The sequence below is a fragment of the Nocardiopsis sp. NPDC006198 genome, from assembly GCF_040613895.1.
Taxonomy (GTDB): Bacteria; Actinomycetota; Actinomycetes; order Streptosporangiales; family Streptosporangiaceae; genus Nocardiopsis; species Nocardiopsis tropica.
On record NZ_JBEXSY010000014.1, the window covers coordinates 21,645 to 35,349 of the forward strand.

At 71.9% G+C, this 13,705-nt stretch carries 11 protein-coding genes; 3 read left to right on the forward strand and 8 right to left on the reverse strand.

Going from position 1 to position 13,705, the window contains the following annotated elements; genetic code table 11:
- Nucleotides 1-39: 39 nt before the first annotated feature.
- The 5 genes from ABZ234_RS12215 to ABZ234_RS12235 form a co-directional block, all read right to left on the reverse strand.
- The gene (locus tag ABZ234_RS12215) at nucleotides 40-735 is read right to left on the reverse strand and encodes an HAD family phosphatase (protein WP_267948324.1); all 696 of its coding nucleotides are present in this window, start codon (nucleotides 733-735) and stop codon (nucleotides 40-42) included.
- A 144-nt stretch (nucleotides 736-879) separates the two neighbouring features.
- Nucleotides 880-2,556, reverse strand: coding sequence for a glycoside hydrolase family 3 N-terminal domain-containing protein (locus ABZ234_RS12220; RefSeq protein ID WP_355012032.1), 1,677 nt, complete (start codon nucleotides 2,554-2,556; stop codon nucleotides 880-882).
- 136 nt (nucleotides 2,557-2,692) lie between these two features.
- Complete coding sequence (locus ABZ234_RS12225) at nucleotides 2,693-3,181, reverse strand: PTS glucose transporter subunit IIA (RefSeq protein WP_355012033.1); 489 nt, start codon at nucleotides 3,179-3,181, stop codon at nucleotides 2,693-2,695.
- 27 nt (nucleotides 3,182-3,208) lie between these two features.
- Nucleotides 3,209-3,478, reverse strand: a complete 270-nt coding sequence (locus ABZ234_RS12230; protein ID WP_267950263.1) for a glucose PTS transporter subunit EIIB — start codon at nucleotides 3,476-3,478, stop codon at nucleotides 3,209-3,211.
- A gap of 116 nt (nucleotides 3,479-3,594) precedes the next feature.
- Complete coding sequence (locus tag ABZ234_RS12235) at nucleotides 3,595-4,617, reverse strand: SIS domain-containing protein (RefSeq protein WP_355012073.1); 1,023 nt, start codon at nucleotides 4,615-4,617, stop codon at nucleotides 3,595-3,597.
- A gap of 281 nt (nucleotides 4,618-4,898) precedes the next feature.
- On the opposite strand from ABZ234_RS12235, the gene ABZ234_RS12240 reads away from it, so the two are divergent.
- Together ABZ234_RS12240 and ABZ234_RS12245 are read left to right on the forward strand one after the other, a co-directional pair.
- Complete coding sequence (locus ABZ234_RS12240) at nucleotides 4,899-5,636, forward strand: GntR family transcriptional regulator (RefSeq protein ID WP_267948321.1); 738 nt, start codon at nucleotides 4,899-4,901, stop codon at nucleotides 5,634-5,636.
- A 46-nt stretch (nucleotides 5,637-5,682) separates the two neighbouring features.
- A complete protein-coding gene (locus tag ABZ234_RS12245) occupies nucleotides 5,683-7,143 on the forward strand; it encodes a PTS transporter subunit EIIC (protein ID WP_267948320.1) in 1,461 nt (486 codons plus the stop codon).
- Nucleotides 7,144-7,219: 76 nt separating this feature from the next.
- Here ABZ234_RS12245 and secA read toward each other — a convergent pair whose 3' ends face one another.
- Nucleotides 7,220-10,066, reverse strand: a complete 2,847-nt coding sequence (gene secA, locus ABZ234_RS12250) for a preprotein translocase subunit SecA (protein WP_355012034.1) — start codon at nucleotides 10,064-10,066, stop codon at nucleotides 7,220-7,222.
- A 501-nt stretch (nucleotides 10,067-10,567) separates the two neighbouring features.
- Between secA and ABZ234_RS12255 the strand changes: the two genes are divergently transcribed.
- Nucleotides 10,568-11,083: a hypothetical protein gene (locus tag ABZ234_RS12255; RefSeq protein WP_344182183.1), complete on the forward strand. Its 516-nt coding sequence runs from the start codon at nucleotides 10,568-10,570 to the stop codon at nucleotides 11,081-11,083.
- Between the two features lie 244 nt (nucleotides 11,084-11,327).
- Here the strand turns inward: ABZ234_RS12255 and raiA are convergent, their stop codons facing one another.
- Nucleotides 11,328-11,999: a ribosome-associated translation inhibitor RaiA gene (raiA, locus tag ABZ234_RS12260; RefSeq protein WP_344182180.1), complete on the reverse strand. Its 672-nt coding sequence runs from the start codon at nucleotides 11,997-11,999 to the stop codon at nucleotides 11,328-11,330.
- A 791-nt stretch (nucleotides 12,000-12,790) separates the two neighbouring features.
- Nucleotides 12,791-13,525 carry a phosphoribosyltransferase family protein gene (locus ABZ234_RS12265; RefSeq protein WP_355012035.1) on the reverse strand — a complete coding sequence of 245 codons (735 nt, stop codon included), beginning with the start codon at nucleotides 13,523-13,525 and terminating at the stop codon, nucleotides 12,791-12,793.
- Between the last annotated feature and the right edge of the window lie 180 nt (nucleotides 13,526-13,705).

Below are 13,705 nucleotides of genomic sequence, written 5' to 3' on the forward strand. Positions count from 1 at the left end.
TGAGGTGGACGCGCCGGGGGGCGCGGCGCCGCCGCCCGGTCAGGCCGCCGCGCGCCCCCGGCGGTCGGCCGCGGGCGGCGCGCCGTCGCCGTCCGGCTCCAGGAAGCGGTCGAGCGCCCGCTGCGTCTGCGCCACGTCGGTGTGCAGGATCCCGGTCATGCCGAGTTCCTCGGCGGTGCGGACGTTGTGCTCCAGGTCGTCGATGAACACGCAGTCCTCGGGCCGGAGCCCCAGGAGGTCGCAGGTGTGCAGGTAGATGCGGTGCTCGGGTTTGCGCATGCCCACCTCGCCCGAGATCACCACGGCGTCGAAGGTCGACTCGAAGTGCTCGCGCGGGTAGCCGTTGCCCCACGAGTTGGACAGGAGGGCGGTGCCGGCACCGCCGAGCCGGGCCCCGCGCAGCGCCTCGTACATGGCGTGCACGGGGTCGAAGTTGGAGAACATGCGGTGGATCAGCCCCTCGGCCACGACCGGGCCGCCGTGGGTGGAGCGCAGCAGCGCCGCGATGGCGCGCTCGAACTCCCGCGTGTCGACCTCGCCCCGTTCCAGGGCGTGCACGGGGTTGGCGTCCGCGAGGCTGCCGTCGAAGTAGGGGCGCATGACCTCGTAGTAGTGCTCCACGTCGATCCGGTCGGCGTGCAGCCAGGCCCGGATCCCCTCCGCGAGGGGCGGGGTGAGCACGCCTCCCCAGTCGGAGATGACCCCTCGCCGGGTGCCGTTGGTCCGGCCGTCCATCCGATCGCCTCCTTGGCCGTCCGTGTGCCGGGACACCGCCCGGCCTCCCGGACGCACGGAGGGCCGGGCGGGGAACGGTTCTTCCCGTTCCCCGCCCGCTTCAACCACTGCGGTGCTCCCCGGGCCACCAGGTCCGGGGCGGGATCAGAGGGTGAGGCCGGTTCCGGCGTCGACCCCGGCCCCGGGGATGTCCACGGGCAGCTTGCCGGTCGGCTTCACCCGGCCCCCGATCACGCGTGCGGCGGCGTTCGCCGACACGTCCACGGCGGAGTAGACGGCCAGGAAGCCCTCCACCTCGGGGAAGGCCTCCAGGTCGTAGGGGCCGCCCTGGGAGACCACGACGACGGGGAGGCCCCGGCCGCGGGCGGACTCGACCATCCCGCGCTGCTCCTGGGAGCCGCGTGCGCCGTTGGTGCCCACGACCACCACGTCGGCGCCGTCGGCCACGACGTTCATCCCGGCCTCGGTGAGCCCTTCGGAGAGGACGTCCGAGCCGACGCCCTGCACGCTCACGGCGGTCCCCTCTGAGAGGGGCAGCAGGTCGCCCTCGTTGCGCACCAGGGTCGCCGAGGCGTCGGCCACCCGTTGGGCGGCCTCCACGTGGGAGGGGTCGTCCACGACCTCGCCCGCGGCGGCCGGGTCGACGGGGCCGGCCTCCAGCACGCCCCGCTTCTCCTTGAGCGCGAGCACCCGCAGCACGGACTCGTCGATGCGCTCCTCGGTCAGGCGGCCCTCCTCGACGGCGGTCCTGATCGCGGCGACGGCGGCGGCCGGGTCCGGCGGCATGAGCAGCTGGTCCACGCCCGCCTCCAGGACGCGGACGGCGATCTCGCCGTCGTCGTGCCTCTGGCGCACGCCCTCCATGTTGAGGGCGTCGGTGGTGACCACGCCGTCGTAGCCGAGCTCGTCGCGGAGGATGCCGTCGATGAGCGCCGGGGAGAGGGTGGCCGGCTCGGGGTCCTCCCCGCCGTCCAGCCGGGGCATGAGGACGTGCGCGGTCATGATCATGTCGACGTCGGCCTCGACGGCGGCCCTGAACGGGGGCAGGTGCTCGGCCTCCCACTGCTCGCGCGGCAGGTCGATGACGGGCAGGCCGCTGTGGCTGTCGACGTCGGTGTCCCCGTGGCCGGGGAAGTGCTTGACGGCCGAGGCCACGCCGTTCTCGGAGTAGGCGTTCGCCTCGGTGACGGCCATCTCCGCGACCAGGTCCGGGTCGGATCCGAACGAGCGGATGCCGATGACCGGGTTGTTCGGGTCGGTGTTGACGTCCGCGTCGGGCGCGTAGTTGAGGTTGACGCCCAGGGCCGACAGCTCGGCGGCGGTGGTGGACGCGCGCAGGGCCGCCAGCTCGGGGTCCCCGGTGGCGCCGACCGCCATGGCGTCGGGGAACCGGGTGCCGACGGGCAGCCTGACGACGAGGCCCTGCTCCTGGTCGATGCCGACGAACAGGGGGATGCCCTGCCCCTGTTCGGCGGCGAGCTCCTGCACCCCGGCGGACATGGTCGCGATCTGCTGGGTGTCGGTGAGGTTCGCGTCGAAGTAGATGACCCCGCCGGGGCGGTAGGTCTCGATCATGAGGGCGTTCTCGGCGGCCGAGGTGCCCTGCGCCGTCAGGACGAGGAGCTGGCCGATCTTGTCGTCCAGGTCCATGTCCGCGAGGAGCCGCGGCGCGAGCACCGGCTCGAAGGGCTCGGCGCTGGGCGACGGCTGGGGTTCGTTGTCCTCCGGCGAGGAACCCACCTCCTCTGTGGAACATGCGGTGGCGATCAGGGCTAGTCCCACGCAGGCCGGGGCCAGGGCGTGCGGAACGGGCAGTTTCATGGCGGGCTTCATCTCCGGCGGATCATGGGGTTCGCCGCCGGAGACTACCCCCTCCCGGCCGGGGCGGGGCCGAGGCTCCACCGCGGGCGGCCGGGGAAGTTCGGCGCGCGGGCCGTTCCGCCCGCGCGCCGGGTGTTCATCCCCACGTGAAGAGGAGGTCTCCCAGGGCGACCCCGCCGCTCGCGACGTCGCCGAGGTCGCCGGGCCGCGCGTCCAGGGCGACCACCGGCACCACCGACGGCTTGCCCTGGGCCGCGACGCTCCCCGGCGACCAGCGGACGACCGGTGTGCCCGCCTCGACCGCGTCCCCCTCGGCGGCGAGGAGCGTGAACCCCTCCCCCGCGAGCTGGACCGTGTCGATGCCCAGGTGGACGAGCACGCCCCTGCCCTGGTCGTGGGAGAGCACGACGAAGGCGTGGGGGTGCAGTTTCACCAGGGTTCCGGCGATGGGGGCGACGGCCTCCTGCCGCCCCTCCTGTCCGCCCTCCTGCCCGGGTTCGGGGTGGATGGCGACCCCCGGACCGACCATGGCCTGGGAGAACACCGGGTCGGGCACGGTGGAGAGGGGTAGCGCGGTTCCGGGCACGGGGGAGAGCACGCGGAGCGCGCCGATCACGTCTGACATGGGGTTTCCCTTCCCTCACGGGGAGAGTTAATCCAGGATGTCGCGGATGTCGTCGGTGAGGGCGTCGGCTTCGGGGCCGACCACCACCTGGACGACGTTGCCCGAGACGAGGACCCCGTGGGCGCCGGACGCCCGCAGGGCGATCTCGTTCACGAGGGAGGGGTCGGCCACCTCGGTGCGCAGGCGGGTGATGCAGGCCTCGATGTCCTCGATGTTGCCCGCGCCGCCCAACCCGGCGACGATCGCCGCTGCCTTGTCCGCCATGTGTCCTCCGTGCTGTGCCGTGGGAACGGGGATGTCCCCGGGACCTGAGGCGAGCTTAGGGGTGGCGCAGGCCACACACCAGTGCCCGGGAGCGGACCGGGGTGTTGGGGCGGCGCCCGGACCGCGGCGCCGCCCCCGCACCGGGAGGGTCAGCCGGTCTGGGTGACCTTGTTGAGGCCCCGCGGGACGTCCGGGTTGTAGCCCAGGCGCCGGGCCAGGCGCTCGGTGAGCAGCTGGGCGGGCACGATGAGGTTCATCGGCGACACCCACTCGGGGACGTCCGGGACGGGCACGGACACGTCGCTGGCGGCGGCGAGGGAGGTCCCGCCCCCGAAGCCGAACACGGGCGCCCCGGCGGAGCGGGCCCGCTCGGCGAGGGCGACCGTGCCCTCCAGGGTCGGCCCGGTGGGGGCGGCGATCAGCAGTGCGGGGGTCCGCGGGTCCACGACCGCGATGGGGCCGTGCAGGAGGTCGGCGTAGGAGAGGCCCATCGCGTGGAGGTAGCAGGCCTCCTTGAGCTTCAGCGCGGACTCCAGCGCCGTGGAGAAGGCCATGCCCCGCCCGGAGATGACCGCTCCCTGCACGGCGACCATCCGCTCGACGATCTCCTCCAGGGCGTCGGCGGGGGCCGCCAGGGTCTCCTCGATGGCGTCGGGCACGCGCGACAGGTCCGCGGGGTCCAGGTCGGCGCCCAGGCCCAGGGCGAGGACCGCGAGAGCGGCCAGCTGGGTGTTGTAGGTCTTGGTGGCGGGCACCGCCACCTCGCTCCCCGCGCGGGTGACCAGGGCGACGTCCGCCTCGGCGGCCAGGGGGGAGTCGGCGCCGTTGGTGACGCCGACGGTGCGTGCGCCGCAGTCGGCGGCCCAGCGCATGGTCTCGACGATCTCCTCGGTCTTCCCGGACTGGGAGATCGCGACGGCCAGGACGTCGGACAGGTCGATCCTGGCGCCGTAGGCGGTGGCGATGGAGGGCGAGCCGAGGGTCGCGAGGCGGCCCGCGTGCGCCTGGAGGAGGTAGCTGCCGTAGACGGCGGCGTTGTCGGAGGAGCCGCGCGCGATGAACAGCACGTGCTTGGTGGTGCGGCCCAGCGCCTCGACCTCGGAGCGCAGCGGCAGCAGCTCCGCGAAGGTCCGGCGCAGCGCCTCGGGCTGCTCGGCGATCTCGGAGCGCATCACGCTCGTCGTGGTGGTGGTCATGCGGAACCTTCCCCTGATGTGACGGGCGGTCCGGGTCTTGCGCCGGGGGCCGCGCTGGACGCTCCGCACCGGGTGGGCCGCGGCCTGCCGCGATACCGGTTCACACCGCTTGCCGTTGGGTGGATTGACACGCGGATGGAGCTATGGTCTAGTCCGGACTATACCAGTCATGTCCGGCTTCGACCGATGTTCGGGCGGGCCTCCCGCGCTAAGGTTCTGACGCCGACCCCACCCGCCTACCGAGAAGGCCGCTCGCCATGTCGATCGACCCCAACAACCCGCTGCCCAAGTACAGCCAACTCCGCGACCTCCTCCTGGACTGGATCACCGCGGCGGGTCTGGGCGTGGACGACATGATCCCCTCCGAACGGGAGCTCAGCGCGACGTACTCGCTGTCGCGGATGACCGTCCGCCAGACCATCGACCTGCTGGTGGCCGAGGGGCGGCTCTACCGGGTCCCCGGCAAGGGGACCTTCATCGCCCGGCCCAAGATCGAGATGTCCCTGGTCCTGGCCTCCTTCAGCGAGGACATGCGCGCACGCGGCTTCGAGCCGGGCGCGCGCGAGCTGATCCGCCAGGTCATCCCGGCCAGCGGGCACACCGCGCGCATGCTCGACATCGCACCGGGCACCCTGGTCCACCACATCGAGCGCATGCGCACCGCCGACGACGAGCCCATGGCCGTGGAGCGCTCCAACATCCCCGCCGCCATGGTTCCGGGGCTGGAGGACTTCGACCTCGCCGAGCGCTCCCTCTACGAAGTGCTGGAAAACGAGTTCGACATCCTGTTGGATTCCGGGGAACAGACCATCGAGGCCGGGATCTGCGACTCGGCCGACTCCCGGCTCCTCGGTCTGCCAGCCGGAAGCCCGGTGCTGGTGATGCAGCGCCGCAGCTTCGCCAAGGGACAGTGCGTGGAACTGGCACTGTCCACCTACCGTGCCGACCGCTACCAGCTGCACTCCCGCCTGGACCCGCGCCGGCACGGCGACTGACCGCCCCGCGCCCGCGGGGCGCGCGTCCGAGGGAGGACCCCCCACCATGAGTTCGGACCAGACCCCGGCACCACCCGCCCCCGCGGGCGGTGCACGGACCCGCAAGACCGGTTCCTCGGCCCTCGCCGTCTTCCAACGGCTCGGCCGCAGCCTGATGATGCCCATCGCGGTGCTGCCCGCCGCCGCCATCCTGCTCCGGCTGGGCCAGCCGGACCTGCTCGGCGCGGACGGCCTGGCCGGGCTCCGGGGCATGGGATGGATGGTCCCCGTCGCCGGGGCCATCGGCACCGCGGGCGACGCGGTGTTCCAGGCCCTGCCCCTCCTCTTCGCCGTGGGCGTCGCGATCGGCTTCGCCAAGCGCGCGGACGGCTCCACCGCCCTGGCCGCGGTCGTCGGCTACCTGGTGTTCGACCGGGTGGCCACGTGGACGATGGTCACCTTCGACGGCCCCACGGGCGACCTGGGGTCGCGACTGGTCACGTACCCGCTCCCGGTCGACCCGGTGACGCGGCAACCGCTCACCGACCCCGACGCGGTGGCCGGTGTGGGCGAGATGATCAACCACGCGGTCAAGAACCCCACCGACGTGCTGGGCGGTATCGCCGTCGGCCTGATCGCCGCCGTGCTGTGGCAGCGCTACCACCGGATCCAGCTGCCCACCTGGCTCGGCTTCTTCGGCGGACGCCGCTTCGTCCCCATCGTGACGGCGCTGGCCGGCCTGTTCCTGGGCGTGGCGCTGGGGCTGCTCTGGCCGGTCGTGGGCGGATGGATCCAGAGCCTCGGCGAGAGCATCGTCGGAGCGGGCGCCCTGGGCGCGGGCATCTACGGCGTCGTCAACCGCATCCTGCTGCCGCTGGGCCTGCACCACGTGGTGAACTCGTTCATCTGGTTCGTGTCGGGCACGTACGAGGGCCCCGACGGGATCGTCCAGGGGGAGATCACCCGGTACTTCGCCGGTGACCCCGACGCCGGGGGCCTGCTGTCCGGCTTCTTCCCGGTCCTCATGTTCGGCCTGCCCGGGGCCGCGCTCGCCATGTGGCTGGCCGCGCACCGGGAGCGCCGCGCCCAGATCGGGTCGATCATGATCCCGGCCGCGCTGACCGCCTTCGCGACGGGGATCACCGAACCCGTCGAGTTCGCCTTCATCTTCGTCGCGCCCGCCCTGTTCGTGGTGCACATCGTCCTCACCGGGCTCTCGATGGCGATCCTGAACGCGCTGGACGCCCAACTGGGGTTCGGGTTCTCAGCGGGACTCATCGACATGCTGCTGAACGCGTCCAAGGACAACACGGAGGGCCTGGGGCTGATCCTGCTCCTGGGACTGCTGTACTTCGTGGCGTACTTCGCGATCTTCTACGTGCTGATCACGCGCCTGCGCCTGCCCACGCCGGGGCGTGAGGCGGACCCGGAGGAGAACGCGGCGGCGCCCACCGTGCCGGGTGCGGCCGGGGAGGCCTCCGGCTCCGGCGCGGACGGCCCCTCCCCCGGGAGCGGCGGACGGGGCTGACCCGTTTCGCGGAGCACGAACGCGTGCGGGCGCGCCCCCGAGGGGGCGCGCCCGCACGCGTGTCGGCGGCCGGGGCCTACCTGGCGGCCGCCGGGTCGCCGTGGCACTTCTTGTACTTCTTGCCCGAGCCGCACGGGCAGGGCGCGTTGCGCGCCGTGCCGGCGAACTCGTCGACCGTCTCGCTGTGGCGCTCGACGGTGCCGTCCTCGCTGGGAGCGGAGTACTGGAGCCTGTCCGGCTGGCCCTCGCCGAACCCGGGGACGACCACGTCCTCGGCCGGCTCCGCCTCCTCGTCCGGGGACGCCGCGTCGGCGGCCTCCTCGTCCTCCTCGACCGCGGTCGCGAGGGCCGTGGCGCCCGTGGCGCCGCCCACGCCCGCCGCGGTCCTGGCCGCGGCCGTGGCGGTGAGGGCGGGCTCCTCCTTCTTGCGCACCTGCACCTCGACGTTGAACAGGTAGCCGACGGCCTCTTCCTTGATGGCCTCCAGCATCTGCTGGAACATGTCGAAGCCCTCGCGCTGGAACTCGATCAGCGGGTTGCGCTGAGCCATCGCGCGGAGGCCGATGCCCTCCTGGAGGTAGTCCATCTCGTAGAGGTGCTCACGCCACTTGCGGTCCATGACCTGCAGCAGGACCCTGCGCTCGACCTCGCGCATGGCTTCCTCGCCGAGGTCGGCCTCGCGGGTCTCGTAGGCGGCCCTGGCGTCCTCGACCACGCGTTCGGCGATCATCTCGCCGGTCAGCGTCTGGAGGTCGCCGTTCTCCTCCACGAACTCGTCGACGGTGAAGCTGATCGGGTAGACCTGCTTGAACGCGCGCCAGAGCTTGTCCAGGTCCCACTCGTCGGGGTCGCCCTGGGAGGTCTCCTCGACCACGTAGCCCCGCAGGACCTCCTCCAGCATGCCGATGATCTGCTCGCGCAGGTCCTGGCCCTCCAGGACCTTGCGGCGCTCGGCGTAGATGACCTTGCGCTGCCGGTTGAGGACCTCGTCGTACTTGAGGACGTTCTTGCGGATCTCGAAGTTCTGCGTCTCGACCTGGCCCTGCGCCGAGGCGATGGCCTTGCTGACCATGCCGGACTCGATGGGCTGGTCGTCGGGGATGTTCAGCTGGTTCATGAACACCTCCAGACGGCTGCTGTTGAACAGTCGCAGCAGGTCGTCCTGGAGGGAGAGGTAGAACCGGGAGATGCCCGGGTCGCCCTGGCGGCCGGAGCGGCCGCGCAGCTGGTTGTCGATGCGCCGCGACTCGTGCCGCTCGGTTCCGAGCACGTACAGGCCGCCGGCCTCGACGACCTTCTCGTGCTCCTCCTCGTAGTCGGCCTGGGCCTTCTCCAGGGCCGCCGGCCAGGCGGCCTCGTACTCCTCCGGGGTCTCCAGCGGGCTCAGGCCGCGCCCCTGGAGCTCCTCGTCCGCGAGGAAGTCGGGGTTGCCGCCCAGCATGATGTCGGTACCGCGGCCGGCCATGTTGGTGGCGACGGTGACGCCGCCGAGCTTGCCCGCCCGGGCGATGATCGCCGCCTCACGGGCGTGGTTCTTGGCGTTGAGGACCTCGTGCGGGACGCCCTCGCGCTTGAGCATCCGCGACAGCAGCTCGGACTTCTCGACGCTGGTGGTGCCGACCAGCACGGGCTGCCCGGCCTCGTGGCGCTCGGCGATGTCCTCGGCGACCGCCTGGAACTTGGCGTCCTCGTGCTTGTAGACGACGTCCTTGACGTCCTGGCGCACCATCGGCTTGTTGGTGGGGATGGGCACCACGCCGACGTTGTAGGTCTGGGTGAACTCCGCCGCCTCGGTCTGGGCGGTACCGGTCATGCCGGCGAGCTTCTCGTAGAGGCGGAAGTAGTTCTGGAGGGTGACCTTGGCGAGAGTCTGGTTCTCGTCCTTGATCTTGACGCGCTCCTTGGCCTCGATGGCCTGGTGCATGCCCTCGTTGTAGCGGCGCCCGGCGAGGACGCGGCCGGTGAACTCGTCGACGATGAGGACCTCACCGTCCTTGACGATGTACTCCTTGTCCCTCTTGTACAGCTCCTTCGCCTTGAGGGAGTTGTTGAGGAAGCTGATGAGCGGGGTGTTGACCGCCTCGTAGAGGTTGTCGATGCCCAGGTAGTCCTCGACCTTGGCCACACCGGCCTCGGTGATGCCGACGGTGCGCTTCTTCTCGTCGACCTCGTAGTCGACCTCGCGCTTGAGGCGCGGGGCGATCTTGGCGAACTCCGCGTACCAGCGGGAGTTCTGCTCCGAGGGACCGCTGATGATCAGCGGGGTGCGGGCCTCGTCGATGAGGATGGAGTCGACCTCGTCGACCAGGGCGAAGTAGTGCTCGCGCTGGACCGTGTCCTTGAGCGACAGCGCCATGTTGTCGCGCAGGTAGTCGAAACCGAACTCGTTGTTCGTCCCGTAGGTGATGTCGGCCTTGTAGGCCTCGCGCCGGGCGGCCGCGGTCATCTGGGGGCTGATGACGCCGACCTCGAGCCCGAGGAAGTGGAAGATGCGGCCGAGGTTCTGGGCGTCTCGGCGGGCCAGGTAGTCGTTGGTCGTGATGACGTGGACGCCCCTGCCCGCGAGGGCGTTGAGGTAGACCGCGAGGCTTCCGGTCAGGGTCTTGCCCTCACCGGTCTTCATCTCGGCGATGTTGCCCAGGTGGAGCGCGGCGCCGCCCATGATCTGGACGTCGAAGGGACGCTGCCCCAGGGTGCGCTTGGCGGCCTCGCGGACGGTCGCGAAAGCCTCTGGGAGCAGGTCGTCCAGAGACTCGCCGTCCTCGTAGCGGTCCTTGTACTCCTGGGTGAGGTCGCGCAGTTCCTCGTCGGTGAGCTCGACGTAGTCGTCCTCGAGGGAGTTGACCTGGTCCTTGAGCTTGTTCAGCCGGCGCAGGATCTTTCCCTCACCCGCGCGCAGGAGCTTGTTGAGTATCCCTGGCACTTCCTATGCGCTCCTCGCAGATCGCGGTTTGCTCCACACACGTGGAGATCAGATCTAGGCCCGCCTGACCGCTTTCCCGTGGCCGCGGAGGGCGGCGGGGGTTCCTGGGCCCTCGGGCCTACATCCTAGAGGACCCGAACTATACGCCCGCCCTCCGCGGGAGGGGGCGCTCGCACGCCTTTCCCCCAGGGGAACGGATGAAACGCCCCCGAATGTTCCCGCACGTCACCCCCGGTACGGCGGGAAGGCCCGGGACGGAGCCCGGCGCCGGGCTCCGGGGGCGCCCGCAAACGCGTTCCACGGGTTTTCCGTCAAGGCGACCGCGAACCGGCCCGCACCGCCGCCGGTCAAAGGCGGGACCGATCGTTGATCGGCTTTTCTTACCCTTTTCCTACGATTCATGAAGCCTCGACCCGGTCCCCGGGTACGCCATTCGTAGAAGGTCACGCCGTGGATCCGAACCACGGCCCGCCGAACGCGAACGCGATCGAGGGAGCGACCATGAGGGGAAGCAAGCGGGAGACCGCCGGGGAGGCGACCGGCGCGGGGGAGGCCCGCCCGGCGTCACCGACGCGCAGTCCGGTGGAGGTGCTCGACGACCTGATCACCAGGAGGCGCCACCCGACACCGGACCCCGACGACGCCGACGACCCGGGCCTGGCCTGGGAACGGCACCGCCCCAGCGACGACGAGCAGCGGCGGAACGGCCGCATACGCGGGTTCCAGCGCCAGGGCGGCAGCCTGGCGCCCACCAGCAACCACCGGGGGCGCGCGGTCTCCTGGGTGGCGGTGGTACTCGCCTGCGCCGGGTTCGCCGTGGGCGGGGTCGGCATCGCCCTGGGGATGTCCGCGGTGCTCCTGGCGGTCGGAGGTGTGCTGCTCGTCGTGGCGGCGGTCGTGGCCATGCGCTACGACCTCCTGAGCGACGTGGTGCTGGACTCGCCGCGCGTGGAGTCCGAGGAGCCGCACGACACACCGCTGCACCGCATCCGGAAGGAAGACCGGGCGGGGTCCTGAGCGGCGCGCGCACGACCGCGGCGGGTCCGGACGGACCCGCCGCGGCGCTGTGTTGTCGGTGGTGCCGGGTCGGTGGTGCAGATTCGCCCGGGACGGCACCCGGAGCCCGCCCTCCCGGACGGAACCGGGCCCGCGCCCCGTGCGGAGGTCCGCGGGGGGAGGCGCGCACCGTGCTGTGCCCGCCGGGGCGCCGTCGGCTCCCGGACCGGCCCGGAGGGGGCGTGTGCCCGACCGCGGGCCGCCCCTAGTCGACCAGGCGGAGAACGCCGTAGTCGAAGCCCTTGCGGCGGTAGACGACGCTCGGCGCGTCCTTGACCTCGTCGTGGAAGAGGTAGAAGTCGTGGCCGACGAGTTCCATCTCCATCAGGGCCTGGTCGATGCTCATGGGCTTGGCCCGGTGGAACTTCTCGCGGACGACGATGGGAGCCTCGCCCTGGGTGTCGAGCTCGACGAACTCGTCGGTGAACTTGCCGTCCACCGCGGCGCCGTCGATCTCCTCCTCCCCGCTCCGCTGGGCCGGGGGCGCCTGCGTCGCGGTCGCTGTGGCTGAGGGCAGGTCCCCGGGAAGGCCGGCGGTGGCGGCCGCGACGGAGACGGGAGTGTGGTTTCCGCGGTGGACCTTGCGGCGGTCCGCGGACTTGCGAAGACGGGCCTCGATCTTGTCGATCGCGAGGTCGAGGGCTCCGTACCGGTCTGAGGTCGCTGCCTCGCTCCGGATGACCGGGCCGTTGGAGTGGATGGTCAGCTCAACCCTCTCGCAGACGTCGGCGAGCTTGGGGTTGCGCTCCTGGGACACCTCCACATCGACGGTCATCCCCTTGCGCTCCCACTTGGAGAGCCTGTCGAGCTTGTTCTCGACGTGCTGTCGGAACTTGTCACTCACACCGGTGCGTCGACCCTTGACGATGATGTCCATAGGACCCCCTTCATCGCGTGACCGCCGTGAAGGCGACGGCCAGGCTGGCTCTGCATCCCTTCCGCCGTCGGGGGGCGGAGGGGTGTCGCGCGCGTCAACCCCCTTCCGCTCGTGACCTGATCCTGAACGGATCACGTCTCGCTTGGAAGTGCGTATACCCACCAGGGGCACGGTCCTCACCCGCCACAGGGACCCGATTGGTCGGGCCTCTCAGGGCAGGGAGGAGGACTTCTGCCGTGTTCGCGACAAGACGCCCGTGACTCGGCCGCTGACGCCCCGGTCGGCCGTGCCTCGGGGGCATGCGCCGGGCGCCGAGCGGTACGGGGACACCTCGGGGGGCGCTACCCCCGGAGAGGTGGGGCGGTGCCCCCGGGAGCCCGCCGGTGAAGGCGAACTCCCGGAGTATGGCATGCCACCCGTCCGGCCGACCTGGTCTTCGTCCCCACATCCGCCTGCTGAGAGTGTCGCCGCTCTTAGACGCGACTACTGCTCTTCTCCCTGTCATGAGGGACATCTGGACCCTCCGCGGGGCAGGGCTTACCTCTAAGGCGCACCGTGATCGGTCGACGAAAAGTCGCCTTACGTGGGCCGTTTCGCCTGCGCCTGGCATCGGCTTGCCGAAGGGGCGCCCTGGGGTTTCCCAGGGCTCCTGATCTCCGGCGCAACCACGGACCCGGACGGGTGCCATACGGTGACCGTAACCTGTCCTGGCGAGGATGTCAGGTAGCGGCCGGTCTCCCAACCCGCTGACAACTACCGCAAAGCCTTGCATACGTGGACTTTTCACCTGTTCACGAGGGTTCGTAAAACCTTCTTGCCCCCTCGGCCCGAATTCCCTCGCCGTGCGCGGCGAGGCGTTCGGCGAGGACCACCGCCCCCGTCACCCGGATCCCCGCGGCCCTCAGCGCACGGGTCGCCTCGGCCGCCGTCGCGCCCGTGGTGAGGACGTCGTCCACGACGACCGCCGCTCCCCCGGCCCGGTCCCGGGAGGGGGGAACGGCGACCAGGGTCCCCTCGCGGTTGGCGAGCCTCTCGGCCCGTCCCAGGCCGGCCTGGCGCCTGGGCCTGCCCCGGTGGCGCAGGAGCGGCAGGACGGTCCCCGCCGCCGGACCGCCCGCGCGGGCCAGGCAGGCGAGCGCCAGCCGGGTGACGGGGGCGTGCGGGTCGCGCGGCAGTCCGCGGCCCGGCACGGGCACGAGGAGCGTGTCCGGGCCCGCCAGCCCCGACGCCTCGTAGGCGGACGCCAGGCGTCCGCCCAGGACCTGGGCCAGGGAGTCGGCCCGGCCCTCCTTGTAGGCGAGCAGCACCCGGCGGTGGTGTCCGGCGTAGGGGCCCGCCGCCCACACGGGCGGACACCCCGGCCTCGGCGCGCAGCGGTGGGGCCGGCGCTGCAGCAGGGTGAGGCAGCCCGCGCACAGGGGCCCCGAGGGGCCCGCGCACCCGGCGCAGAGTTGGGGAAGGACCAGGTCGAGCAGTGCCGAGAACGCGTCGCGCACCGCGCCGGCCAGGGGTGTCGTGTGGTTCACCCCTCCAGGATCCGGCCCGGCCGGGGCCGGCGCCAGCCCCTCCCCGGACCTGTGGACAGGCCCCGGGGGACGCCCGCGCCGGGGCGGCGCGCGGGGCCCGAGGAGCCCGGGCCGGAGGGTCCCGGGCCGCACCGCCCGAGCGGGGCGCGGGCCTCCGGCCACGAGGCGGGCGCGGGCCCC

Excerpts from the sequence above, each read along its gene's own strand:
- ABZ234_RS12215 (WP_267948324.1), bottom strand. The coding sequence starts at position 735 with ATGGACGGCCGGACCAACGGCACCCGGCGAGGGGTCATCTCCGACTGG.
- ABZ234_RS12220 (WP_355012032.1), bottom strand. The coding sequence starts at position 2,556 with ATGAAACTGCCCGTTCCGCACGCCCTGGCCCCGGCCTGCGTGGGACTA.
- ABZ234_RS12225 (WP_355012033.1), bottom strand. The coding sequence starts at position 3,181 with ATGTCAGACGTGATCGGCGCGCTCCGCGTGCTCTCCCCCGTGCCCGGA.
- ABZ234_RS12235 (WP_355012073.1), bottom strand. The coding sequence starts at position 4,617 with ATGCGCTCCGAGATCGCCGAGCAGCCCGAGGCGCTGCGCCGGACCTTC.
- ABZ234_RS12240 (WP_267948321.1), top strand. The coding sequence starts at position 4,899 with ATGTCGATCGACCCCAACAACCCGCTGCCCAAGTACAGCCAACTCCGC.
- ABZ234_RS12245 (WP_267948320.1), top strand. The coding sequence starts at position 5,683 with ATGAGTTCGGACCAGACCCCGGCACCACCCGCCCCCGCGGGCGGTGCA.
- ABZ234_RS12255 (WP_344182183.1), top strand. The coding sequence starts at position 10,568 with ATGAGGGGAAGCAAGCGGGAGACCGCCGGGGAGGCGACCGGCGCGGGG.
- raiA (WP_344182180.1), bottom strand. The coding sequence starts at position 11,999 with ATGGACATCATCGTCAAGGGTCGACGCACCGGTGTGAGTGACAAGTTC.